At 70.6% G+C, this 24,534-nt stretch carries 18 protein-coding genes; 10 read left to right on the top strand and 8 right to left on the bottom strand.

What is annotated here, in order from left to right; genetic code table 11:
* Positions 1–108: 108 nt before the first annotated feature.
* Positions 109–2,133, bottom strand: a complete 2,025-nt coding sequence (locus NLX94_RS16110) for a hypothetical protein (protein ID WP_254383427.1) — start codon at positions 2,131–2,133, stop codon at positions 109–111.
* Positions 2,134–2,478: 345 nt separating this feature from the next.
* On the opposite strand from NLX94_RS16110, the gene NLX94_RS16105 reads away from it, so the two are divergent.
* From NLX94_RS16105 to NLX94_RS16070, 8 genes are all read left to right on the top strand, one after another.
* Positions 2,479–4,011: a leucyl aminopeptidase gene (locus NLX94_RS16105; protein ID WP_254383426.1), complete on the top strand. Its 1,533-nt coding sequence runs from the start codon at positions 2,479–2,481 to the stop codon at positions 4,009–4,011.
* A gap of 296 nt (positions 4,012–4,307) precedes the next feature.
* The gene (gene lpdA, locus NLX94_RS16100) at positions 4,308–5,696 is read left to right on the top strand and encodes a dihydrolipoyl dehydrogenase (RefSeq protein WP_254383424.1); all 1,389 of its coding nucleotides are present in this window, start codon (positions 4,308–4,310) and stop codon (positions 5,694–5,696) included.
* Positions 5,697–5,752: 56 nt separating this feature from the next.
* Positions 5,753–7,486, top strand: a complete 1,734-nt coding sequence (sucB, locus tag NLX94_RS16095) for a 2-oxoglutarate dehydrogenase, E2 component, dihydrolipoamide succinyltransferase (protein WP_254383423.1) — start codon at positions 5,753–5,755, stop codon at positions 7,484–7,486.
* Positions 7,487–7,578: 92 nt separating this feature from the next.
* Positions 7,579–9,000, top strand: a complete 1,422-nt coding sequence (locus NLX94_RS16090) for a triacylglycerol lipase (RefSeq protein WP_254383421.1) — start codon at positions 7,579–7,581, stop codon at positions 8,998–9,000.
* Positions 8,993–12,799: a caspase family protein gene (locus NLX94_RS16085; RefSeq protein WP_254383419.1), complete on the top strand. Its 3,807-nt coding sequence runs from the start codon at positions 8,993–8,995 to the stop codon at positions 12,797–12,799. Before NLX94_RS16090 ends, NLX94_RS16085 begins: the two co-directional genes overlap by 8 nt.
* Positions 12,800–12,906: 107 nt before the next feature.
* Complete coding sequence (locus tag NLX94_RS16080; protein WP_254383942.1) at positions 12,907–13,530, top strand: GntR family transcriptional regulator; 624 nt, start codon at positions 12,907–12,909, stop codon at positions 13,528–13,530.
* A 244-nt stretch (positions 13,531–13,774) separates the two neighbouring features.
* A complete protein-coding gene (gene aceE, locus NLX94_RS16075) occupies positions 13,775–16,459 on the top strand; it encodes a pyruvate dehydrogenase (acetyl-transferring), homodimeric type (RefSeq protein WP_254383418.1) in 2,685 nt (894 codons plus the stop codon).
* A 202-nt stretch (positions 16,460–16,661) separates the two neighbouring features.
* On the top strand, positions 16,662–17,180 hold the full coding sequence (locus NLX94_RS16070) for a DUF4240 domain-containing protein (RefSeq protein ID WP_254383940.1): 519 nt from the start codon (positions 16,662–16,664) through the stop codon (positions 17,178–17,180).
* 16 nt (positions 17,181–17,196) lie between these two features.
* Here the strand turns inward: NLX94_RS16070 and NLX94_RS16065 are convergent, their stop codons facing one another.
* Positions 17,197–17,967, bottom strand: coding sequence for an SDR family NAD(P)-dependent oxidoreductase (locus NLX94_RS16065; RefSeq protein WP_254383417.1), 771 nt, complete (start codon positions 17,965–17,967; stop codon positions 17,197–17,199).
* Positions 17,968–18,053: 86 nt separating this feature from the next.
* On the opposite strand from NLX94_RS16065, the gene NLX94_RS16060 reads away from it, so the two are divergent.
* The gene (locus NLX94_RS16060) at positions 18,054–18,707 is read left to right on the top strand and encodes a TetR/AcrR family transcriptional regulator (RefSeq protein ID WP_254383416.1); all 654 of its coding nucleotides are present in this window, start codon (positions 18,054–18,056) and stop codon (positions 18,705–18,707) included.
* 109 nt (positions 18,708–18,816) lie between these two features.
* Here NLX94_RS16060 and glnA read toward each other — a convergent pair whose 3' ends face one another.
* Positions 18,817–20,226: a type I glutamate--ammonia ligase gene (gene glnA / locus NLX94_RS16055; RefSeq protein ID WP_254383415.1), complete on the bottom strand. Its 1,410-nt coding sequence runs from the start codon at positions 20,224–20,226 to the stop codon at positions 18,817–18,819.
* A gap of 185 nt (positions 20,227–20,411) precedes the next feature.
* On the opposite strand from glnA, the gene NLX94_RS16050 reads away from it, so the two are divergent.
* A complete protein-coding gene (locus NLX94_RS16050; RefSeq protein WP_254383414.1) occupies positions 20,412–20,879 on the top strand; it encodes an RDD family protein in 468 nt (155 codons plus the stop codon).
* 72 nt (positions 20,880–20,951) lie between these two features.
* Here the strand turns inward: NLX94_RS16050 and NLX94_RS16045 are convergent, their stop codons facing one another.
* The 5 genes from NLX94_RS16045 to NLX94_RS16025 all read right to left on the bottom strand — a co-directional run bounded on the left by NLX94_RS16045 (position 20,952) and on the right by NLX94_RS16025 (position 24,368).
* Positions 20,952–21,650, bottom strand: a complete 699-nt coding sequence (locus tag NLX94_RS16045; RefSeq protein WP_250743562.1) for a DUF4191 domain-containing protein — start codon at positions 21,648–21,650, stop codon at positions 20,952–20,954.
* A gap of 10 nt (positions 21,651–21,660) precedes the next feature.
* Positions 21,661–21,858, bottom strand: coding sequence for a hypothetical protein (locus tag NLX94_RS16040; RefSeq protein ID WP_254383413.1), 198 nt, complete (start codon positions 21,856–21,858; stop codon positions 21,661–21,663).
* A gap of 225 nt (positions 21,859–22,083) precedes the next feature.
* Entirely contained in the window at positions 22,084–23,031 is a 948-nt protein-coding gene (lipA, locus tag NLX94_RS16035; RefSeq protein WP_254383412.1) for a lipoyl synthase, read from the bottom strand.
* 109 nt (positions 23,032–23,140) lie between these two features.
* Positions 23,141–23,938, bottom strand: a complete 798-nt coding sequence (gene lipB / locus NLX94_RS16030) for a lipoyl(octanoyl) transferase LipB (RefSeq protein ID WP_250743565.1) — start codon at positions 23,936–23,938, stop codon at positions 23,141–23,143.
* A gap of 88 nt (positions 23,939–24,026) precedes the next feature.
* Positions 24,027–24,368, bottom strand: coding sequence for a hypothetical protein (locus tag NLX94_RS16025; RefSeq protein WP_254383411.1), 342 nt, complete (start codon positions 24,366–24,368; stop codon positions 24,027–24,029).
* Positions 24,369–24,534: the final 166 nt, after the last annotated feature.

Raw genomic sequence — 24,534 nt, 5'->3', positions numbered from 1 at the left:
CCCGTGGTTGGCGGAGCGCCGGCGCTAGGTGGTACGCGTGGCTGTCTTGTGACGTGCGTGCCCGGCAGGTGCGCTCGCGGCACCTGGAACGTCAGGGCAGGTGGAGCGTCAGGGCAGGTTCAGCGTGACGGCGCTCTGGAGCAGTTCGGGAGCCGTCCACGTGGAGCGGGTGCCGGCGTAGGCGGTGCCGAACTCCGCTGTGCCGAGCAGGAGCTGCTTCCTGGTGCCGGTGGGAGCGGTGACCGGGGCCACGACTCCGGAGGGCGCCTTGACGGTGACGACCTTGCCGATGCGGTAGGCGGTGACCTGGTTGGCGGCGACCGCCGCGTTCCAGGCGGCGCGGCGCTGGAGCTCCACGCCGGTGTCCTTCATGCTCTGGTTCACGATCGGCGCGGAGGGCGCGTAGAGGGTGCGGTAGGTGTCGAGCACCTGGTTCAGCACCGGGTAGAGCGTGCGGTCCTCGGCGAGGTTGGACTGGTGGACGTAGTGCGGGCGCGGGTCGTTGTTCAGGACGTGCCGCAGGGCGGTCCTGGCCTCGGCCGGGACGATGTAGTCCAGGTAGCCCGTCTGGGCGTCGAGGGGGTCCGGCAGGCAGGTGGAGGTGCCGGGGTTGTCCTCGCAGATGCCGCTGCCGCCGTCGGCCCGGCTGGTGTAGATCCAGTTGTACTCGTCGGCCATCTCGGCGTTGGTGCCCGTGTTGTAGTACACGTTCATCGGGTGCCGGGGGACGGTCAGCGCGGCGCCGACCGCCCGCTGGTCGGGCTCGCGGGAGTTGTCGCTGCCCGCCCATTTCACGCCGTTGTCGGCGAGCGCGCCGGCCAGGTTGGGGTTGTCCTGGGCCTGCTGCGGGTTGGTCTTCAGGCCCGAGTGCTCACCGGTGACGAGCTCGGTCCGGTCGGTGGCGATGCCCTTGGAGGCCGCCCAGTTGTTGTTGTCGCGGATCTGCGCCGAGATCTCGGCGCGGCTCATCCAGTTGACGGCGCCCTGGGCGTTCTTCGTGCAGGTCCACGGGACGGTGGTGGTGTCCTGGACGCAGCCGAGGAAGGGGTGGGTGAAGGTGTGGTTCATCCACCGGTACTTCGCCCGGTCGGCGACGAGCTGCGCGGTCAGGGCGTCGACGCCGCCGTGCTCGGCCTTCCACTCCTCGCCGGCGCCGCCGTTGAAGAGCATGTCGAGCTTGAAGTTCTTGGAGGTCTGCCACTGCGCCGCGTACACGGCGTCCGCGGCCGTCATCCGGATCGTGGACTCCTGGCCCTCGCCGCCGGGGCAGGCGTAGTCGCCCGGGGTGCAGTTCAGGTCCTTGTTCCAGCGGGCGTCGGGGGCGAAGACGTCGTCGACGTGGACCGCGAAGTAGTTGCGCTCCTGGCCGAGGTGGACCCCCTGGGTGACCCACTCGACGATGCCCCTGGCCAGCAGCCGGAACTGCCGCTGGTGCTGGTTGTAGCCGAAGGTGACGACCAGCTCGCTGCGCCCGTCGTGGGTGTACTCGCCCACGAGCGAGGCCCGCCCGGAGCCGACCGGGGCGTCGAGGTAACTGGTGTATCCCGGGCGCGGCTTGGCCATGAACCCGTAGCTCTCGGGGATCAGCGGCGAGTTGTCCTCGAACTCCACCTGCCCCCCGAGGTAGCCGAAGGGGCCCGCCTTGCCGGCGGCGGTGACGGCGGCCGGAGTGCCGTCGAGGGTGCCGCTGTAGCCGCCGTTGTCGGTGTACTCCAGGCCTACGCCCGGGTGCGCCCAGGTGTAGGCGTCGACCTGGCGGATCCCGTACGCCGTCTCGTACGCGGTGAGCGCGGCCATTTCGGCCGAGCCCTCCCCGAACGGGCTCTCGTTCGGCAGCACCACGCCCTGGAACTTGGCGCGCGGCCGGCCGTCGACCGTGTCGGCGAGGAACGCCGCGTTGACGACCGGGCGGCTCCCGCTGCCCAGGTCGATCCGGGTGTACGGAACTCCCGTGTCGCGGAGCTCCGCCGTGATCGCCTCGACCGAGCTCCCGCCGTCGTCGACGACGAGCACCCGCAGGTCGATCCGCGGCGTCACCGCGGCGTGCGCGGTGACAGCGGGTACCGCGACGGATGCTATGGCGGCCGCGAGGCAGACGGCGGCGAGCCTGTTCATCCGGTTCTTGTGGACCATTTCGGCCTTTCCCCCCGCAGATCCTCGCCTTCGGCCCGTGGCGTTGGGCCGGACCGGGGAGGCTTCTGTGGAAATGATGCAAAGGAACCCCGCGTCCCCTTGCGAGAGTGGTCCGAGTGTTTCGGACCTCGTCAGGTCGGAGGGGCAAACGTGGAACAGAGGCCACAGATGGGTGAACCTGACGACCTCGTGCTCGAACAACTTGCCAAACCTTCGAGTGGCGTGCGGACGAGTACGTGCGCGTAGGCTCGTTTCCGGCGGCCATCGGGCCCGAATACGATCGCTACGGACGGCCGTCCACCCACTCGGCCCACACCACCAAAACGGAAGCGAGAATTCACCACCGTGACTGCTCTGACTCTCAGCACTGCCGGACCGGCGACGCTGCGCGCCGACGCCCTCGTCGTCGGCGTGGCGAAGGGCCCCAAGGGCCCCGTCGTCGCCGCGGGCGCCGAGGCCGTGGACAAGGCGTACGACGGCAAGCTCGCCGCCGTGCTCGACGCGCTCGGTGCCTCGGGCGCCGAAGGCGAGACCACCAAGCTGCCGGCGCCGGACGGCCTCAAGGTCCCGCTCGTGCTGGCGGTCGGACTGGGCGCCCTTCCCGACGCGGACGAGTCCTACGACGAGGAGGCGCTGCGCCGCGCCGCCGGCGCCGCCGCCCGTGCCCTGCACGGCACCAAGAAGGCCGCCTTCGCGCTGCCGCTCGACGACGCCTCCGCCGTCACGGCCGTGGCCGAGGGCGCGCTGCTGGGCGCGTACGCCTTCACCGCCTACCAGGGCGGCGAGAAGAAGGCCTCGGGCAAGAACGGCGGCCCGAAGCAGCCGCTCGCCGAGATCGCCCTGCTCGGCGCCAAGCCGCGCGACAAGGAGCACAAGGCCGCGGCCGAGCGCGCCACGATCGTCGCGACCGAGATCAACATCGCCCGTGACCTCGTCAACACCCCGCCGAACGACCTCACCCCCGAGGCCTTCGCCGCGGTCGCCGGCGCGGCCGCGAAGGAGAACGGCATCAAGGTCCAGGTCCTGGACGAGAAGGCCCTGGTCAAGGGCGGCTACGGCGGCATCATGGGTGTCGGCAAGGGCTCCGAGAACCCGCCGCGCCTGGTGAAGCTCTCCTACACCCACGCCAAGGCGGAGAAGACCCTCGCCTTCGTCGGCAAGGGCATCACCTACGACTCCGGCGGCATCTCCCTGAAGCCGGCCGGCCACAACGAGACGATGAAGTGCGACATGGCCGGCGCGGCTGCCGTCTTCGCCTCCGTGGTCGCGGCCGCCAAGCTCGGCCTCCAGGTCAACGTCACCGGCTGGCTCGCGCTCGCCGAGAACATGCCCTCCGGCTCGGCCACCAAGCCCGGCGACGTGCTGCGCATGTACAGCGGCAAGACGGTCGAGGTGCTCAACACGGACGCCGAGGGCCGCCTGGTCCTGGGCGACGCGCTGACCAAGGCCTCCGAGGAGAACCCGGACGCGATCGTCGACGTGGCGACCCTGACCGGCGCCATGGTGATGGCCCTGGGCGACCGCACCTTCGGCATCATGGCCAACGACGACGCCTTCCGGACCTCGATCCACGAGATCGCCGAGGAGGTCGGCGAGGCCTCCTGGCCGATGCCGCTCCCCGAGGACCTGCGCAAGTCCATGGACTCCCCCACCGCCGACATCGCCAACATGGGTGTCCGGATGGGCGGCGGCCTGGTGGCCGGCCTCTTCCTGCAGGAGTTCGTCGGCGAGGGCATCACCTGGGCCCACCTCGACATCGCGGGCCCCGCCTTCCACGAGGGCGCCCCGTTCGGCTACACCCCCAAGGGCGGCACCGGCTCCGCCGTCCGGACCCTGGTCCGGCTGGCCGAGCGCACCGCCACGGGCGACCTGGGCTGACACCCGGAGTCCCGGCTCCACACGGGCCCCGGTCATGATCAGATTTTCTGATCGCGGCCGGGGCCCGTTCGCTGCCAACGAAATCCGTAGGTTTCTACGCCGCAGTAACCCCCGGTTCGGGCAGAACGACCTGACTGAGGGCAGGCCCGGCGTCCCGCGTTCCGCCGACAAATGCGAAGATGGGTTCTCGGCAGGACAGGGCCCCCACCACAGGGCCGAAGAAAAAGCGGCCGTATACCAGCCGCCGCCCGGTCACAGAGGACCGGTGCTCGGCGCACATGCATGGAGGACGTGACGTGGCGAACGACGCCAGCACCGTTTTCGACCTAGTGATCCTCGGTGGCGGCAGTGGCGGTTACGCCGCGGCACTGCGCGCATCCCAGCTGGGTCTGGACGTTGCCCTGATCGAGAAGAACAAGCTCGGCGGCACCTGCCTGCACAACGGCTGCATCCCCACGAAGGCTCTGCTGCACGCGGGCGAGATCGCGGACCAGGCCCGCGAGGCCGCCCAGTTCGGTGTCAAGGCCACCTTCGAGGGCATCGACATCGCGGGTGTGCACAAGTACAAGGACGACATCATCGCGGGCCTGTACAAGGGCCTGCAGGGTCTGGTCGCCTCGCGCAAGCTGACCTACATCGAGGGTGAGGGCCGCCTCTCCTCGCCGACTTCCGTCGACGTGAACGGCCAGCGCATCCAGGGCCGCCACGTGCTCCTGGCGACCGGCTCCGTGCCGCGCTCGCTGCCGGGCCTGAACATCGACGGCAACCGCATCATCTCCTCGGACCACGCGCTGGTCCTGGACCGCGTGCCCGAGTCCGCCATCGTCCTGGGCGGCGGCGTCATCGGCGTCGAGTTCGCCTCGGCGTGGAAGTCCTTCGGCACCGACGTCACCATCATCGAGGGCCTCAAGCACCTCGTGCCGGTCGAGGACGAGAACAGCTCCAAGCTGCTGGAGCGCGCGTTCCGCAAGCGGGGCATCAAGTTCAACCTCGGCACCTTCTTCGACAAGGCCGAGTACACCGAGAACGGCGTGCGGGTCACCCTGGCCGACGGCAAGACCTTCGAGGCGGAGGTGCTGCTGGTCGCGATCGGCCGCGGCCCCGTCTCCCAGGGTCTGGGCTACGAGGAGCAGGGCGTCGCGATGGACCGCGGCTACGTCGTGGTCGACGAGTACATGCAGACCAACGTGCCGACCATCTCGGCCGTCGGCGACCTCGCCCCGACCCTCCAGCTCGCGCACGTCGGCTTCGCCGAGGGCATCCTGGTGGCGGAGCGTCTGGCCGGCCTCAAGGCCGTCCCGATCGACTACGACGGTGTGCCGCGCGTCACGTACTGCCACCCCGAGGTCGCCTCCGTCGGCATCACCGAGGCCAAGGCCAAGGAGATCTACGGCGCGGACAAGGTCGTGGCCCTCAAGTACAACCTGGCGGGCAACGGCAGGAGCAAGATCCTGAAGACCGCGGGCGAGATCAAGCTCGTCCAGGTCAAGGACGGTGCCGTGGTCGGCGTCCACATGGTCGGTGACCGGATGGGCGAGCAGGTCGGCGAGGCCCAGCTGATCTACAACTGGGAAGCCCTGCCGGCCGAGGTCGCGCAGCTCATCCACGCGCACCCGACGCAGAACGAGGCGATGGGCGAGGCTCACCTGGCACTCGCCGGCAAGCCGCTGCACGCACACGACTAATTCGTCACTGGGCGCGACGACCACTTCCGCACTTTCCGTTAGGAGCAACTGAAACCATGTCGGTTTCCGTAACCCTTCCGGCGCTCGGTGAGAGCGTCACTGAGGGCACTGTCACCCGTTGGCTGAAGGCCGAGGGCGAGCGCGTCGAGGCCGACGAGCCGCTGCTCGAGGTCTCGACCGACAAGGTCGACACCGAGATCCCGTCCCCCGTGTCGGGCATCCTGGCCTCCATCAAGGTCGCCGAGGACGAGACCGTCGAGGTCGGCGCCGAGCTGGCCGTCATCGACGACGGTTCGGGCGCGCCGGCTCCGGCCGCCGCTCCGGCCGCCGAGGCCCCGGCCGCTCCGGCTCCGGTCGTGGAGGCCCCCGCGGCCCCCGCCCCGGTCGCCGAGGCCCCGGCCGCTGCCGCTCCGGCTCCGGCCGCCGCCGGTACCGATGTCGTGCTCCCCGCGCTGGGCGAGTCCGTCACCGAGGGCACCGTCACCCGCTGGCTGAAGCAGGTCGGCGAGTCGGTCGAGGCCGACGAGCCGCTGCTGGAGGTCTCGACCGACAAGGTCGACACCGAGATCCCCGCCCCGGTCGCCGGCGTCCTGCTGGAGATCCTGGTCGCCGAGGACGAGAACGCCGAGGTCGGCGCGCGTCTGGCCGTCATCGGCGCGGCGGGCGCGGCTCCCGCGGCCGCTCCGGCCGCCGCCGCCCCGGCTCCGGTCGCCGCTCCGGCTCCCGTGGCCGCTCCGGCCCCGGTTGCCGCCCCGGCCCCCGTGGCCGCCCCGGTTGCCGCTCCGGCTCCCGTGGCCGCTCCGGCTCCGGTCGCCGCCCCGGCTCCGGTCGCTCCGGTCGCCCCCGCCGCCCCGGTCTCCGCCGGTGACGAGGGTGCCTACGTGACCCCGCTGGTGCGCAAGCTCGCCACGGAGTCCGGCGTCAACCTGTCCGCGGTCTCGGGCACCGGTGTCGGTGGCCGCATCCGCAAGCAGGACGTCCTGGCCGCCGCCGAGGCCGCCAAGGCCGCCGCTGCCGCTCCGGCTGCTGCCGCTCCGGCCGCCAAGGCTCCGGCCGCCGCGGTCTCCGAGCTGCGTGGCCAGACCGTCAAGATGACCCGCATGCGCAAGGTCATCGGCGACAACATGATGAAGGCCCTGCACTCGCAGGCGCAGCTCAGCTCCGTGGTCGAGGTGGACATCACCAAGATCATGAAGCTGCGCGAGAAGGCCAAGGCCGGCTTCCTCGCCCGCGAGGGCGTCAAGCTGTCCCCGATGCCGTTCTTCGTCAAGGCCGCGGCCCAGGCGCTGAAGGCCCACGCGGTCGTCAACGCCCGGATCAACGAGGACGAGGGCACCATCACCTACTTCGACTCGGAGAACATCGGCATCGCCGTGGACTCCGAGAAGGGCCTGATGACCCCGGTCATCAAGGGTGCCGGTGACCTCAACCTGGCGGGCATCTCCAAGGCCACCGCCGACCTGGCCTCCAAGGTCCGCGGCAACAAGATCACGCCGGACGAGCTGTCGGGCGCGACCTTCACCATCAGCAACACCGGCTCGCGCGGTGCGCTGTTCGACACGGTCATCGTGCCCCCGAACCAGGTCGCCATCCTGGGCATCGGCGCGACGGTCAAGCGCCCGGTGGTCATCGAGACCGCCGAGGGCACGAACATCGGCATCCGCGACATGACGTACCTGACCCTGTCCTACGACCACCGCCTGGTGGACGGCGCGGACGCGGCCCGGTACCTCTCGGCCGTCAAGGCGATCCTCGAGGCCGGCGAGTTCGAGGTCGAGCTCGGCCTGTAGGAACCCTCGCGGAGCACCGTCTGCCGCGTCACGGCGCCCCCGTCCGGGATCTTCCCCGGGCGGGGGCGCCGTCGTCGTCCTAGCCTGAAGACATGGCACGCGCACCCGTGAAGGATCTCGTGGTGGTGTTGCCGGGGATCATGGGCAGCCGGCTCGCGGATGCCGATGGACGACCGGTGTGGGACGTGTCGGGCGGCGCCCTGTGGGCGGCCGTCCGCACCCTCGGCGGTTCCCTGAAGCGGCTCAGCCTCCCGAAGGATCTCGGGGACGGCCATCCCGGGGACGGGGTCGCCGCCACGGGCGTGCTGCCCAGCCTGCACGCCATCCCGGGGATCTGGCACCCGGTGGACGGCTACACCGCGCTGCTGGACTGGCTGGAGCGGGCCTTCACCCTGTCCCCTCCCACCCCTGGGACACCCGGCAACCTCGTGGCCTTCCCGTACGACTGGCGCCTGTCGTGCCGCTACAACGCCGGGCTGCTGAAGGACCGTACCGAGCGGGAACTGACCCGGTGGCGGGCCTCCGCCCCCGACCGCCAGGACGCCCGGGTGGTCTTCGTCTGCCACTCCATGGGCGGCCTCGTGGCCCGGTACTACACCGAATGCCTCGGCGGCCACGAGATCACCCGCCGCGTGATCACCCTGGGAACCCCGCACCGGGGCTCCGTGGCGGCCCTCGCCCACCTGGCGAACGGCCTGCGCAAGGGATGGGGCCCGTTCGGCCTGGACCTCAGCGCCTTCGCCCGCAGCCTGCCGTCGCTGCACCAGCTGGTGCCCGACTACGCCTGCGTGAAGGGGCCCGGCGGGACACTCGCGTACGTCCGTGACCTGCCGGGGCTCCCGGGGGTGGACCCGGCGCTGCTCGCGGACGCAGGCGCCTTCCACGAGGGTCTGCGCCGGGCCGCCGATCGCCCCGTCCCCACCACGCTGGACGCCGTGGCCGGCGTCCTCCAGCGGACCGCCACCACCGCCGAGTACACGGGTGGCAGGCTGGTCCCGCTGTGGGACATCCGCGACGAGGACGAGGGCGGCGACGGTACGGTCCCCCGCCTCTCGGCCCGGCCCGCGAACGCCTCGCGCAGCGGCTACGGCGTGGGCGAGTCCCACACCTCCTGCGAACAGCACGGCTCCCTGCAGAACAACACGGGCGTACGCGAGGTCCTGTGGCGCCTGCTGGGCCAGGAGCCGGTGTTCCACCGGGGCCCCGGCGGGGACGGCCCCGTACCGCTCGGGGTGCTGGCGCCCCCGCTGCTGGAGCCGGGCGAGCCGTACGAGGTGACGGTCGCGGTCCCCCCGGAGACCCCCCGCCACGACGAGCAGCTGATCACCGCGGACCTCTGCCCGGACGAGGGCGGGCCCGCGTCTTCGCGCTCCCTGCGCAACCTCGGCGACGGCCGGTACACCGCCGCCTTCCCCGCCCCGGATCCGGGCGGCTACCGGCTGGCGGTGTGGACGGCCGGGCATCCGGAGGCGCCGGTGACGGCGCTGACGCTGGTGTGTGGGAACGGTGGGTGAACGGCGCGGCCGGCGGATCCGGGGGACGGTGCTCGGCGTCGTGGTCGAGAACTACCAAAGCGACCGGTTCCCGACCCTGGAGGGGGCAACCGCCCAGATGGAGAACCTGTGCGAACTGCTGGAGCCGTTCGGGTACAGGAAGAAGGTGCTGAGGAGCCCGACCCGCGACGAGCTCCGGCAGGCCCTGGCGAGCTGGAGCCTGCAGTGGGCCGCCACGGGCAACCACGGTCCGGCGGTGGTCCTGTGGTCCGGGCACGCCGTGCTCCAGAGCCGGGAACTGCGGCTGATCGTGTACGACACCCAGGACGTGGCGGACCTGGAGGAGACGTACTCGCCGGGCTTCCTGACCAGCACGGTGCTGCGTACCGGAGCCGACCAGGTCCTCATGCTCATCGACACCTGCTACGCGGGGGCGGGCGTTCCCGATGTCATGAACCGGTGGCTGTACAAGCTGAACGAGGACAGCCTTCCTCCCGGCCGGTCCGCGTGGATCGGGGCGATCGCGTGCTGTCACCCGGAGAAGACCGCCGAGGACTCCGGAATCCTGCTGGACACCGCCACCCGGTTGCTCGGCAAGGGACCGCGGGCGGGGAAGTACCAGCACGCGTTCAGCGCCCGCAACCGCCACATCACCGGGCAGAACCTCCTGGAGGGCATCAAGGAGCAGTGGCCGCAGGACACGGGCCAGGTCGCGCGGGTGAACACCGCCGGCTTCCCCCAGGCCATGTTCGCCAATCCCCGCCGGCCGACCGCCGCGCACGCGGAACCCCAGCTGGTCGAACACCTGGTGAGGGCGGCGCGGGGGGCCGACCGGGTCGACGAGGGATGGTTCTTCAGCGGCCGCCACCGGCTGCTCGGGGAGATCACGCAGTGGCTGGAGCGCCGCAAGCCCGGGCTGTTCCTGGTGACGGGGAGCGCGGGCAGCGGAAAGTCCGCCGTGCTGGGCCGGATCTGGACCCTGTCGGAACCGAAGCACCGCGCCGACATCCTGGCCCACCGCGCACTCGTACGCGGCGATCCGGACCCGGGACCGGACTCGGTGGACGCCTCGTTCCATCTGCGCGGCCTCACCGTCCAGCAGCTCGCCCGGGCGATCGCCCGCGCGCTGAAACTTCCTCCTCCCCTGACCCCCGCCGCGCTGATCGCCGATGTGGAGAGCGGGTGGCCCGGCCCGGACCACCCGCTGGTTCTGCTCCTGGACGGACTGGACGAGGCCGCGCCCGACCAGATCCCCCGCATCGTGAAGGAGCTGCTCGCCCCGCTGAGCCGCCTGGCGTGCGTCGTGCTCGGCTCTCGGGACCGGCCGTTCAGCCACCGGGCCGAGCCCGGGGAGGCACTCGACCGGACGGTCAGCCGACTGCTGAACACCCGGGCCCACGCGTCCGTCCTGGACGAGGAGGCCGACACCGCCGACGACATCACGCGGTACAGCCGGCAGAGGCTGATCGCCGCGGGCCTGCCCGAGGAGGACGCCTCGACGGCCGCGCAGGTCATCGCCGTACGGGCCTGCGCCGGCGGCGGCGGCGGTTTCCTGTTCGCCAGCATGGCGGTCAGATCCGTGATCAGACGTGTGGGCGGGTCGCTCAGGGAGGACTGGAACCAGGTCATTCCCGAGTCCATCGGCGCGGCCTTCGCCGATGACGTGCGCAGCGGTCCGAAGCGGGAGCGCGACGGGACGCCCCTTCCGTACGCGGCCGAGGACCTCCTGACGGCCCTGGCCTGGAGCTCGGGGAACGGCATGCCGGCCCAGGGGGTCTGGGAGGCCGCCGCCACCTCGCTGAGCGTGGAGGGGGTCCGGTACGACCCCGCGGACGTGGACTGGCTGCTGAACGCCTACGGGCGCTACGTCGTGGAGGACGGGGACGGGGCCCAGGCCGTCTACCGGCTCTACCACCACGAACTCGTCAACCACCTGCGCCGCGTGTCCGAGTCCTACCTGCCGGAGGATCCCCCGTACCGCGTCGCCCGCGCCCTGGTCGACCTCCTGCGCGCGCAGACCGCCGACGCCGCGAGGATCGGGAGCGCGAATCCGTACCTGCGCAGGACACTGGCCGAGCACGTGGTCATGGCGGGGGTCAAGGGGATCGAGCTGGTCCGCGAGCTCTTCGACCTGGATCCGGACCTGTTCCTCTCGGATCTGGCGGAATCGCTGTCCGAGGTCGCCTTCGCGCAGTCCGCGGACCGGCCGGACCAGGCGGTCCCGCTCGCCAGGGAGGGCGCCGCGCTCTTCCGGATCCTCGCCAAGCGGGATCCGGACACCTACGTGCCCTACCACGCCCAGTCGCTCATGCTGCTGGGCCACCTCCAGGCGGAGTCCGGAAACGCGGAGGCCGCACTCACCAGCGTCACCAAGGCCATAGGCCTGTTCCGGACGCTCGCCGCCCGGAACCCGGCCGCCCGCCGCCCGGACCTGGCCCTGTGCCTCAACGCCCTCACCGACGTCCACGCGCGGCACGGGGACCGGCACGGTGCGCTCAAGGCCATGACCGAGGCCAGCACCCTCTACCGGCTCGTCGCGCGGGAGAACCCCGCCGCCTACCTTCCGGACCTCGCCCGGACCCTCCTCGACCTGTCGGTCCTGCAGAACGGGGTCGGGGACCGGGCCCGTGCGCTCGCCAGCGTCTGCGAAGCCGTCGGCATCTACCGGGCCTTGGCACAGGACAACCCCACCACCCACTTCGGCAACCTCTCGGACGCCCTGGAACTGCTCTCCGGCCTGGTCTCCGCCCGGCAGGCCGTCACCGTCCACACCGAGCTGGAGCGGGCGCTCGCCGAGCACCCGGACGTGGTCCGCCGGCTCGCCCTGCGGCGCGCGGAGCTGCTCCTCGCCTTCCTGGACCGCGACCTCGGCATACGCGTCCTCGTCGCCCTCGCCGATCCGCCCGGACGCCCGGAGGTGGCCGATACGGCGGTCCAGGCCCGGCGACTGCTGCGCGCCCAGCGCCGGACCGACGAGGCCAGTGCCGTGCAGGTCGACGCCGTGTGGCGCGCGGTCGCCGGTACCGATCCGCCCGACTGGCTCGGGATCCCGGACGCCGCGGTGGACCTCGCGGCCGGCTGGGTCGCATGCCCCACCTGGGCCGAAGCGCGCACCTTCTGGGAGGAGCACGCCGAGTTGCTGTGCTCCGCCGAGGTCACCACGGCCCTCGAGGAGATCGCCCTGGTCGACAGGTCCGCCACGGCACGCCTCCACAGGCCCGCCGCAGCCCTCCTCCGCGTCGCCCGGGAGTCGGCCTCCAGGGATCCCGACACCGCCTTCTTCCCGTACCTCACGCGCGAATGCGTGGAGACCTGGAAGGCGCTCCCGACCTGGGAGGAGTCCCACAACTACCTTGCGGCGCATGCCGAGTTCCTGCTGAGCGACCGGGCCGTCGACCTCCTCGAGTCCGACCTCAAGGGCCGCCGGCAGGCCGAGCACTTCGCGCTGGCCGTCCTGGCGCGCGCCGACGGGATCGATGCGGCGTACCAGTACGTCATGGACCGCGGCGCGCTGCGCAGCCGGTGCCAGCGGCTCCTGGCCACGCCGGAGGAGCCGGCTCCCGTGATCCTCCTCGCCATCGGCTTCCTGGAGTTCACGGTCCACCGCGAGGCGTTCACGGGCCAGGCCCACGGGCGCCTCGCGCTCGCGCTCGCGAACGGGAGGTTGCTCGACGACCCGTGGCACCCCCATGAAGTCACCGAAAGGGAAAGGGCCATTGAGGAGATCAGGTCCGTCAACGAGCGCCACCCGGGGCACGGCGAGGTCCTGTGCACCCTCATCCGGAGCATTCGCGCCGCGTCCGGCCCCCGGCCCTTGTAACCAGCCTCACCCGGGGCCACCGCCGGGAACGCAGCTCACCGGGCCGACACCGCCGTATTGTCTACGCATCGACCCGTGCGATCCCCACAGGAGATGAAGCCCCGATGATCACCCCACCCGTCGTGCACTCGCTGCGCGAGCAGATCCGCGAGCACATCGTGGAGGGGATCGTCAGCGGACGCTGGAAGCCCGGCGAGCGGATCGTGGAGCGCCGGATCGCGGTGGAGCTGGAGGTCAGCCAGACCCCCGTGCGCGAGGCCCTGCGCGAGCTGGAGACGCTGCGGCTGATCGAGTCGGCGCCGAACAAGGGCGTGCGCGTACGGAACCTGTCCGCGGCGGACCTGGAGGAGATCTATCCGGTCCGGGCGGGCCTGGAGCAGATCGCGGCCGAGCTGGCCGCGCCCCGGCTGGCGGCCGACTGCACGGCCCTGGAGCCGCACGTGGCGGCCCTGTGGGAGGCCGACCGCAGCGCGGACGGCACGGCCCAGGTGCGGCACACGGTGGGCTTCCACCGGGAGATGGTGCGGGCGGCCGGGAACAGCGTGCTGCTGCACACCTGGGAGTCCCTGGGCATCGAGGTCTTCACGGCCCTGTCCATCCGGTGGCTGGGAACCGTCCAGAAGTCCTACGCCGAAGAGCACGAAGCCCTGGTGGACGCCTTCCGCAACCAGGACCCGGAGATCGGCCTGCTCGTGAAGCGGCACGTCCTGGGGTGCGCGCCCCGGGCTTGATCTCGCCCCTCGAGACGCGCTCCATCGCCCGTTTCGCCCCGATTTACCCGGCACCGGGTGCCCGTTTTCATGGCACCCGGTGCCGACTTTTGTCGTATCGACGTTTCTTTGTCACTTTTATTTGATCGATCATCGATCAGCGCCTTACAGTCATCCGCGGACCCCACCCGGGTCCAACGACCCTGTCCTGCCCGTCAGGGATTTCTTCACCACCTCTCCTTTGTCCGGAAGGCGGCGCACACCGATGTCCGACCCCGTAGGAAAGCTTCCGAGCGAGCTCGACCAGCTCCCGGACCGCGACACCGAGGAGACCGCCGAATGGGCGGCCTCCCTCGACGCAGTCGCCAAGGCCGCCGGTACGCGCCGCGCCGAATACCTGCTCCGTCGCACCCTTCAGCACGCCGAGGCCGCCGGCCTCGCGCTGCCGAAGCTGCTCGAGACGGACTACGTCAACACCATCCCCACCGCCGCGGAGCCGGAGTTCCCCGGTGACGAGGCGATGGAAGCCCGCATCACCGCGTGGAACCGCTGGAACGCGGCCGCCATGGTGACCCGCGGCTCCAAGTACGGCGTCGGCGGCCACATCGCCACCTTCGCCTCCGCCGCGTGGCTGTACGAGACCGGCTTCCAGCACTTCTTCCGCGGGAAGGAGGCCGACGGATCGGGCGACCAGCTCTACATCCAGGGCCACGCCTCCCCCGGCATCTACGCCCGCGCCTTCCTCGACGGGCGCGTCTCCGAGCAGCAGCTCGACAACTTCCGCCAGGAGGCCGGCGGCAACGGCCTGCCGTCCTACCCGCACCCGCGGCGCCTGCCGTGGCTGTGGGAGTTCCCGACGGTGTCCATGGGCCTCGGCCCGCTCTCCGCGATCTACCAGGCGCGCTTCAACCGCTACCTGCAGAACCGGAGCATCAAGGACACCGCCAACTCGCACGTCTGGGCCTTCCTGGGCGACGGCGAGATGGACGAGCCCGAGTCGACCGCCGCCCTGGCCCTCGCCTCCCGCGAGCAGCTCGACAACCTGACCTTCGTCATCAACTGCAACCTGCAGCGCCTCGACGGTCCGGTCCGCGCCAACTTCCGCGTGGTCCAGGAGCTGGAAGCCCAGTTCCGCGGCGCCGGCTGGAACGTCATCAAGTCGCTGTGGGGCTCCGCCTGGGACGAGCTGTTCCAGCTCGACACCACGGGCGCCCTGGTACGCCGCCTGCGCGAGGTACCCGACGCGCAGTTCCAGACGTACGCGACCCGCGACGTGGCCTACATCCGCCAGCACTTCTTCGGCGCCAACGCCGAGCTCGTGCAGCTGGCCGGCGTGCTCTCCGACGCGAAGATCGCCGAGTGCTTCCACAGCTCCCGCGGCGGCCACGAGCCCCGCAAGGTCTACGCCGCGTACAAGGCCGCGCTGGAGCACAAGGGTGCGCCGACGGTCATCCTCGCGCAGACCGTCAAGGGCTACACGCTGGGCGCCGGGTTCGAGTCGAAGAACGCGAACCACCAGATGAAGAAGCTGACGATCGACGAGTTCAAGGACATGCGTGACCTCCTTGGCCTCCCGATCCCGGACAGCGCCTTCGCCGACGGCCAGGTCCCGTACGGCCACCCGGGCGCGAACAGCCCCGAGGTCCAGTACCTGAACGAGCGCCGCGCGGCGCTCGGCGGCCCGGCCCCGGCCCGCAAGGTCAAGCACGTGGCCCTGCCGGCCCCGGCGGACCGTTCCTTCGCCCCGCTGCTCAAGGGCTCCGGCAAGCAGGAGATGGCCACCACCATGGCCTTCGTCCGGCTCGTCAAGGACCTGATGCGGGACAAGGAGACCGGCAAGCGCTGGGTTCCGATCGTCCCCGACGAGGCCCGCACCTTCGGTATGGAGTCCCTCTTCCCGTCGGCCGGCATCTACTCGCCGCTGGGCCAGACGTACGAGCCGGTCGACCGCGACCAGCTCATGTACTACAAGGAAGCCAAGGACGGCCAGATCCTCAACGAGGGGATCACCGAGGCCGGCGCCATGGCCGACTTCATCGCCGCCTGCACGTCGTACGCGACGCACGGCGAGCCGATGATCCCGTTCTACATCTTCTACTCGATGTTCGGCTGGCAGCGCACCGCCGACCAGATGTGGCAGCTCGCCGACCAGCTCGGCAAGGGCTTCATCGTCGGCGCCACCGCCGGCCGCACCACCCTGACCGGTGAGGGCCTGCAGCACGCGGACGGCCACTCGCACCTGATCGCGTCCACGAACCCGGCGTCGCTCAACTACGACCCGGCCTTCGCGTACGAGATCGCGGTGATCGTCAAGGACGGTCTGCGCCGGATGTACGGCGAGAAGCCGGAAGACGTCTTCTACTACCTGACGGTCTACAACGAGCCGAAGCCGCAGCCGGCCATGCCCGAGGGCGTGGAAGAGGGCATCCTGCGCGGTCTCTACCGCTTCAACACGGCGGCGGACCTGGCGGAGGCGGCCCCGGCCGCCGACGCCCCGAAGATCCAGCTGATGGCCTCCGGTACGGCCATCCACTGGGCCCTCGACGCGCAGAAGCTGCTCGCCGCCGACTGGAACGTGGCCGCCGACGTCTGGTCCGCCACCTCCTGGGGCGAGCTGCGCCGCGACGCGCTGGAGTGCGACGAGGCGCTGCTGCGAGGAGAGATGCGCACCCCGTTCGTCACCCGCGCCCTGGAGGGCGTCACCAGCCCGGTGCTCGCCGTCTCCGACTGGATGCGTCAGGTCCCGGACCAGATCAGCCAGTGGGTCGAGCAGGACTACACCTCGCTGGGCACGGACGGCTTCGGCCTCTCCGACACCCGCGAGGGCGCCCGCCGCCACTTCGGTGTCGACGCGCAGTCCATCGTGGTGGCCGCGCTGGCCCAGCTCGCCCGCCGCGGCGAGGTACCGGCGTCCTCCATCAAGGAGGCCCGGGAGCGCTACGGCCTGTAGGCCCTGGCGGCCCGGCCGGCCGGCACGCTGAACGACCGCAAGGCGGTCCGCCCCTCCGGGAGCGGACCGCCTTCCGCGTTCCCCGGGTCCGGCTCCACGGCTCCGGCCGGTCCGGGGATGCGGCCGTGCGGGGGGCTTGGACCGGCCTTTCGCGGCACGCGCGGTGGCGGCGAGGGGGCGTACCCGTGATGCTTGAGCGGTGATGGACGAGACGGAGTTCTGGGAGATGGTCGACCGTACCCGCGAGGCCGCCGAGGGCGACCCCGAGGAACACGCCGAGCTGCTCGTGGAGCGGCTGGCGCAGCTCGACCCGGATTCCGTCCTGGACTTCGCCCGGCACTTCGAGTCCCGCTACAACCGGGCGTACACCTGGGACCTGTGGGGCGCGGCGTGGGTGCTGCTCGACGGGGCCAGCGACGACGCGTTCGACTACTTCCGGTGCTGGCTGATCGGGCAGGGCCGGGAGGTCTTCGAGGGCGGGGTGCACGATCCGGACCAGCTCGCGGAGCTCCTCGACGAGTTCGACGAGGAGATCGACGGGGACGGCGAGGAGCTGGGGTACGCGGCGGACGAGGCGTACGAGCAGCTGACCGGGGCCGTCGCGCCGGATCTCGGGATCCCGCTGCAGGCGGCGGAGCCGGAGGGCGCTGCGCTGGACTTCGAGAACGAAGCCGTGCTCGCGGAGCGCTTCCCCCGGCTGTGGGACCGCTTCAGGGGCTGACGCCCCGGCGGGTACGTCAGTAGTGCGTGCCGCCGTCGATGCGGATCTCCGTACCGGTGATGAAGGCGCCGTCCTCGGAGCCCAGCATGGCGACGACGCCGGCGACCGTCTGAGGGCCGGCGAAGCCCTGGCCGAGGGCCGGGGCGAGCTTCGCGAACAGGCTCCAGTCGGTGTCCTCGGGCAGGCCGGGGCCGGTGCCGGTGGTCATGCCGCTCTCGATGGAGCCGGGCGCGACGGAGACGAAGCGCAGGCCCTGCTTGCTGTACTCGGCGGCGAGCGCGTGGGTCATCGACTGGATGCCGCCCTTGCTGGCCGCGTAGGCGGACATGTAGGGGTGCGCGAAGGACGCCGAGGTGGAGCTGAAGTTGACGACGACCGGCTGGTCGCCCGCCAGCAGCGCCGGGAGCGACTCGCGGATGACCAGGAACGTACCGGTCAGGTTCACCGCGATGATCTTGTTCCAGAACTCGAGCGTGGTCTGGTGGGTGTGCGCGGAGCGCAGGATGCCCGCGGCGTTGACTAGTACGTCGATCCCGGTGAGGGTGTCGACCGCGGCGGCCACGCCCGCCTTGACGGCGGCCTCGTCGGATATGTCAAGGACCGCGGTGGTGAGGCGGTCGGCGTGCCCGTCGGCGGCGGCCCGGTCGGCCGTCACCTTCAGGCCGGCCTCGTTGACGTCCACTGTGTGGACGCGGCCACCCTCGGAAAGGATGCGGTGGACGGTGGCCTGGCCGATGCCGGAGCCGCCGCCGGTGATGAGGACGCGACGTCCTTCGTAACGGTTCATGAGGGGGAGCGTACTCCCGCGATGACACGTTTTGCCACCCTGTCAAAACATGCATTTACCGCTCTCCCCCAAGGTATCCTTCCCCGGTGAGATCCCCTCGTCCGTACTCTCCCCAGACCGGCACCGGAGCCCAGTCGCTGAACGAGCGCCGCAAGGCGGCCACCCAGCTGGACATCGCCCGCGCCGCCTGCGAACTCTTCGCCGAGCACGGCCCCGACGGCACCACCGCCGAGGACATCGCCCACCGCGCGGGCGTGGCGCTGCGCACGTTCTACCGCTACTTCCGCAACAAGCAGGAGGCCGTCGCCCCCCTGCTCGCGGGCGGCGGCGACGCCTGGCGCGCCCTGCTCGCCGAGGAGGACCCCGGCACCCCCCTCACCGAGGCCCTGGAGCGCGCCGTCACCCGCTCCCTCACCGAGCCCCAGGCGCTCGACGAGGGCCTGGAGGTCACCCGCGGCCTGCTGCGCGCCGCCACGACGGACGAGGCCCTGCGGGCCGTCTGGTACCGGGTCAACCAGGACTCCGAGGAGCGCCTGGTCCCGGTCGTCGCCCGGCTCGCCGGCCCGGACGCCGAACCCCTCGCCGTACGCCTCCTCGCGGCGGCCGCCACGGACGCGATCCGCATCGCCCTGGAACTCTGGTCCACCACGGACACCCCGCCCTCGGGCCCCGGCTCCCCCGCAGAACTGGCCATCCGCTGCCTCCGCGACCTCACGGGCGCCATGCCCTTGATGCGCTGAGCCCCCGGCGCCGGCCAGTCACGAGAACACGCAGAAGCCCCGCCCCCTCTCGGAGAGGGGGCGGGGCTTCGTGGATCAGCGCGTGATCAGTGCATCAGCACGGCACGGCTTAGAGGTCGAAGTAGAGCTCGAACTCGTGCGGGTGCGGGCGCTGGGCGATCGGGGCGATCTCGTGCGTGCGCTTGTAGTCGATCCAGGTCTCGATCAGGTCGGGGGTGAAGACACCGCCGGCCAGGAGGTACTCGTGGTCCTCCTCCAGGGCCTTGAGGACGTCCTCGAGGCTGGTCGGGACCTGCGGGACGCTCGCGTGCTCGTCGGGGGAGAGCTCGTAGAGGTCCTTGTCGATCGGCTCCATCGGCTCGATCTTGTTCTTGACACCGTCGAGGCCCGCGAGGAGCAGGGCCGCGAACGCCAGGTACGGGTTCGAGGACGGGTCCGGGGCGCGGAACTCGACGCGCTTGGCCTTCGGGTTCGAGCCCGTGATCGGGATGCGCATCGCGGCGGAGCGGTTGCGCTGCGAGTACACCATGTTGACCGGCGCCTCGAAGCCCGGGACCAGGCGGTGGTAGGAGTTCACCGTCGGGTTGGTGAAGGCCAGCAGCGACGGGGCGTGCTTGAGGATGCCGCCGATGTAGTAGCGGGCGGTGTCCGACAGGCCCGCGTAGCCGGCCTCGTCGTAGAACAGCGGGTCGCCGTTGGCCCACAGCGACTGGTGCACGTGCATGCCCGAGCCGTTGTCACCGAAGATCGGCTTCGGCATGAAGGTCGCGGTCTTGCCGTTCTTCCAGGCGACGTTCTTCACGATGTACTTGAAGAGCATCAGGTCGTCGGCCGCGGCGAGCAGCGTGTTGAACTTGTAGTTGATCTCGGCCTGGCCACCGGTGCCGACCTCGTGGTGCTGGCGCTCGACCTGGAGGCCCTGGGCGTCCAGCTCGAGGGAGATCTCGGCGCGCAGGTCGGCGAAGTGGTCGACCGGGGCTACGGGGAAGTAACCACCCTTGTAGCGGACCTTGTAACCACGGTTGTTCTCCTCGGAGCCCGTGTTCCAGGCGCCGGCCTCGGAGTCGATGTGGTAGAAGCTCTCGTTCGCGGAGGTCGCGAAGCGCACGCTGTCGAACACGTAGAACTCGGCCTCGGGGCCGAAGTACGCGGTGTCGGCGATGCCGGTGGAGGCGAGGTACGCCTCGGCCTTCTTCGCGACGTTGCGCGGGTCGCGGCTGTAGGCCTCGCCCGTGATCGGGTCGTGGATGAAGAAGTTGATGTTGAGCGTCTTGTCCTTGCGGAACGGGTCCAGACGCGCGGTGGAGATGTCGGCACGCAGCGCCATGTCGGACTCGTGGATCGCCTGGAAGCCGCGGATCGAGGAGCCGTCGAAGGCCAGCTCCTCGTTCGGGTCGAACGCCCGCCCCGGAATGGTGAAGTGCTGCATCACACCAGGCAGGTCGCAGAAGCGGACGTCAACGAACTTGACGTCGTTCTCCTTGATGTACTGCGTCACTTCGTCGGCGTTCTTGAACATCCAACTCCTCCTACTCCCGGCCCCGGGGCAGGGGCGGGCTTTATAGCTAGTGGTGCGTCAGTGCGGTGCCGCACGCTGACCCGACCATAAGCAGACGGGGTTTCTCAAGCATGACCCATTTGTTTCGCACAAGTTAACCAGGGTCCCGCCGGAACGGCGTCAGGCGGCACAGGTACCGTGTTGGCGTGGACAAGAGGCAAGCAATCGGATCCTGGCTCTCCGGCCCCCGCGAGGCCGCGGAGGAGATGGGTGCCGACTTCGGGTACCCCGGCAAACAGCTCGGCCTGCCGCAGCACGGGCCCGGCTCGGTGGCCCGTTTCGGCCGCCGGCTCGGCGCCGTGGCCATCGACTGGATGGCCTGCCAGCTGATCGCGTACGGCCTGATCACGGGCCGTGACTGGAACGGCTCCGGCAACTGGACCCTGGCGGTCTTCGTCGCCCTGGTGATCCTGACGGTCGGCACCGTCGGCTTTACCCCCGGGAAGCGGATCCTGGGCCTCCGGGTCGTCTCACAGGACGGCGGGGCGCTCGGATTCGGCCGTACGGTGGTCCGTACCGCCCTGCTCGCCCTGCTGATCCCGGCCCTCGTCTGGGACCGCGACGGCCGCGGACTGCACGACCGCCTCAGCCGCGCCGTGCAGGTCAGGATCTAGCGAGACCGAAACAGAGGGGCGCCCCGGGCCGTCGGCCCGGGGCGCCCCTCTGTGTTGTATACGAAAAGCGGATCAGCGCATCTTTCCGCCGCGCGGCATGCGCATCCCCTTGGGCATCGGGCCCTTCGGGATCGGCATGTTGCTCAGCAAGTCGCCCATGGCCCGCAGCTTGTCGTTGACCTGGGTGATCTGAGGCCCGGAGAGCACACGGGGCAGCTTCATCAGGGTCGTACGGACCTTCTTGAGCGGCACCTCGCCCTCACCCTTGCCCACGATGAAGTCGTGGACCGGGATGTCGGGCATGATCCGGGCCAGCTTCTTCTTCTCGTTCGCGAGCATCGGCTTCACCCGGTTCGGGTTGCCCTCGGCGATCAGGACCACGCCGGCCTTGCCCACGGCACGGTGGACGATGTCCTGCTGCTTGCTCATCGCGACGGCGGGGGTGGTGGTCCAGCCCCTGCCCACGTTGTCCAGTACGGCCGCGGCCGCGCCCGGCTGTCCCTCCATCTGCCCGAAGGCGGCCGTCTCGGCCCGCCGCCCGAAGATGATCGCCATCGCCAGGAACGCCACCAGGAAGCCCAGGATGCCCAGGTAGACCGGGTGGTCGATCAGGAAGCCGATCGCAAGAAAGACACCAAAGGTGACGATTCCCACGCCCGCGACGATCAGACCGACCTTCGGGTCGGCCTTGCGCGTCATCTTGTACGTCAGGGCGATCTGCTTCAGTCGCCCGGGGTTCGCAGCAGTCTCTGCGTTTGACTTCCTCGCCATGCAGCGAAGTTTACGTGGCCTTCTCGGTCCGGGTCGCCGCGGCCTCGAGTACGTGCTCGGTTTCGACCCGGTCCCTGGCCCTGCGGCGGTCTTCGAGGACGGCCGTCCAGGCGTTCCGGCGGGCGCCGCTCATGAGCAGCGACTCCAGGCCGCGGACGGCGTCGGTGAAGGACGGGATGGCGATGGCGCGTACGGGCGCGGCCTGCATGGTGTCGACCCTTTCACGGAGCTCACGTCAGCGTGTGTGCGGTGCGTAGAACTATCGTCACCGATTGGTGTTACCAGGGCGTGACCCCCCGGTCAAACAGTGATGAAACCTTGATGCGGCCCGCTAGGACCCTCCTCGAGGGAGAGCCTAGGGGCCGCATCGATGCGGTGTTACCCACAGGTAAGACTTTGTGCGCGAGTTCACATACCTCCCGCATCACACGCCTCAGACGGTCGCGCGCTTCTCCATCGCCTGCTGGTAGAGACGGCCGGCGCGGTACGAGGAACGGACCAGCGGGCCGGACATGACCCCGGAGAAGCCGATCTCCTCGGCCTCCTGCGCCAGCTCCACGAACTCGGCCGGCTTCACCCAGCGCTCGACGGGGTGGTGGCGCGGCGAGGGCCGCAGGTACTGGGTGATGGTGATGAGCTCGCAGCCCGCCTCGTGGAGGTCCTTCAGCGCCTGGCTGACCTCCTCGCGCTCCTCGCCCATGCCCAGGATCAGGTTGGACTTGGTGACGAGGCCGTAGGCGCGGGCCCGGGTGATGACGTCCATCGACCGCTCGTAGCGGAAGCCGGGGCGGATGCGCTTGAAGATGCGCGGCACCGTCTCGATGTTGTGGGCGAAGACCTCGGGGCGGGAGGCGAAGACCTCCTCCAGCAGCTCCGGGACCGCGTTGAAGTCCGGGGCGAGCAGCTCGACCTTGGTGTGGCCGCTCTCGCGGCCGGCCGTCTGCTGGTGGATCTGGCGCACGGTCTCCGCGTAGAGCCAGGCTCCGCCGTCCGCCAGGTCGTCGCGCGCGACGCCCGTGATGGTGGCGTAGTTCAGGTCCATGGTGACCACGGACTCGCCGACGCGGCGGGGCTCGTCGCGGTCCAGCGCCTCGGGCTTGCCCGTGTCGATCTGGCAGAAGTCGCAGCGCCGGGTGCACTGGTCGCCACCGATGAGGAAGGTGGCCTCGCGGTCCTCCCAGCATTCGTAGATGTTCGGACAGCCGGCTTCCTGGCACACCGTGTGCAGTCCTTCGCCCTTCACCAGGGCCTGCATCTTGGTGTACTCGGGACCCATCTTGGCCCGCGTCTTGATCCACTCGGGCTTGCGCTCGATGGGCGTCTGGGCGTTACGGACCTCTAGGCGCAGCATCTTGCGTCCGTCGGGTGCGACTGCGGACACGACCGGCTCCCTGTGACTTCGATTCTTCGGCGCCCACCAGGGTACGCCCGTAATTTCATACGCTCTTACGTCGGCCAACCCGTGGGCTGCCCGACCCATTCCCCCGGGCTCAGCCGGCGGCCGGCTCTATCTCCCGGGGCCGCAGCTCCGCCTGCTCCAGTACGTCCTTCAGGTGCCGTTCGATCACCGGAAGCACCTCGGCGATGGTGATCTCGCGGCCCAGCTCGTAGGAGAGCGAGGTCACACCGGCGTCCCGGATCCCGCAGGGGACGATCCGGTCGAACCAGGTGTTGTCGGGGTTCACGTTGATCGCGAACCCGTGCATCGTGACGCCCTTGGCGACCCGGATGCCGATGGCGGCGAGCTTGCGGTCCTCGCGGCGCTGGCCGGCGTTGGACGGGGCGTACTCGGGGCCGTTCAGCCGGGGGTCGAACTCCTCGTCGTGCAGCCTCGGGTCGAAGTCCAGCGAGAGGCCGCCGATCTTCGGGCGCTCCTCCACCGGGTCTCCCAGCACCCAGACCCCGCTGCGCCCCTCGACGCGGGTGGTCTCCAGGCCGAACTCGGCGGCCGTGCGGATCAGTGCGTCCTCCAGGCGGCGGACGTGGGCGACCACGTCCACGGGGCGGGGCAGCTTCATGATCGGGTAGCCGACCAGCTGGCCCGGGCCGTGCCAGGTGATCTTTCCGCCGCGGTCCACGTCCACGACGGGCGTGCCGTCGAGCGGACGCTCGTTGTCGGCGGTGCGCCGGCCGGCCGTGTAGACGGGCTGGTGCTCCAGCAGCAGGCAGGTGTCCTCGATCTCGTCCGCGAAGCGGGCCGCGTGCACCCGGCGCTGCTCTTCCCAGGCCACCGTGTACTCCACGGCCTCCGGGCCGAAGCCCATGCGGACAAACCCAAGCTCAGCCACCGCGGCGCCTCCTCGTTGAACCTGCCGACGAACTTGCTGTGTGCACCTATCGCACCAGGCAAGGGTACGGCGGCCCCGGCCGGCCCCGTCAGCCGCCCGTACCGGACGGGCCGGAAGGCCCGGGATCCTGGGGTCCGGGGAGCTGTTTCGGCCGCCGGCGGCCCTTCGGCGGCCGGTCCGGGTCCTCGTCCGCCCGGGGCAGCCGGCGGTGCCCCTCGGTGTGGTCGTTCACCCAGCCGCAGACCCCGCAGGCGTAGCGCCCGTCGAGACCGGCGATGTACGTCCCGCACCGCCGGCACTCCGCCTCGGTGAGCTCGGGCGCGGCCAGCTCGGGCACCTTCGGCGGGGCCGTGGACTCTGCGTGGCTGCCGTCGCCGTCGGGGCGCTCGCAGCTGCCGGGGGGAGCTTCCCCGGTGGGCCGGCGGGTCATGGGGCGCAGCGTACGCGGGTGGAGGGGGTCCGTCCGTAAAGAGACCCACCGGTTCTGCACACGATCGGATGAATGTGGGACAGAGAGGGCGGTGCGGGCGAGGTTCGCCGCTACATTCACGCCGTTCACAGGGCCGGGACTCCGGTCCGTCACGTCAGGAGACCGT

Origin of the sequence: Streptomyces sp. TBY4 (assembly GCF_024213195.1) — a bacterium.
GTDB lineage: Bacteria > Actinomycetota > Actinomycetes > Streptomycetales > Streptomycetaceae > Streptomyces.
Note: the sequence above shows the minus strand (reverse complement) of the source record. Positions and strands in the feature narration are given on the sequence as shown.

Bases quoted from the DNA above. Each gene is read 5' to 3' on its own strand.
- aceE (WP_254383418.1), top strand. From the start codon at position 13,775: ATGTCCGACCCCGTAGGAAAGCTTCCGAGCGAGCTCGACCAGCTCCCG.
- NLX94_RS16040 (WP_254383413.1), bottom strand. From the start codon at position 21,858: ATGCAGGCCGCGCCCGTACGCGCCATCGCCATCCCGTCCTTCACCGAC.
- NLX94_RS16070 (WP_254383940.1), top strand. From the start codon at position 16,662: ATGGACGAGACGGAGTTCTGGGAGATGGTCGACCGTACCCGCGAGGCC.
- NLX94_RS16025 (WP_254383411.1), bottom strand. From the start codon at position 24,368: ATGACCCGCCGGCCCACCGGGGAAGCTCCCCCCGGCAGCTGCGAGCGC.
- NLX94_RS16045 (WP_250743562.1), bottom strand. From the start codon at position 21,650: ATGGCGAGGAAGTCAAACGCAGAGACTGCTGCGAACCCCGGGCGACTG.
- sucB (WP_254383423.1), top strand. From the start codon at position 5,753: ATGTCGGTTTCCGTAACCCTTCCGGCGCTCGGTGAGAGCGTCACTGAG.
- NLX94_RS16090 (WP_254383421.1), top strand. From the start codon at position 7,579: ATGGCACGCGCACCCGTGAAGGATCTCGTGGTGGTGTTGCCGGGGATC.
- NLX94_RS16065 (WP_254383417.1), bottom strand. From the start codon at position 17,967: ATGAACCGTTACGAAGGACGTCGCGTCCTCATCACCGGCGGCGGCTCC.
- glnA (WP_254383415.1), bottom strand. From the start codon at position 20,226: ATGTTCAAGAACGCCGACGAAGTGACGCAGTACATCAAGGAGAACGAC.
- NLX94_RS16110 (WP_254383427.1), bottom strand. From the start codon at position 2,133: ATGGTCCACAAGAACCGGATGAACAGGCTCGCCGCCGTCTGCCTCGCG.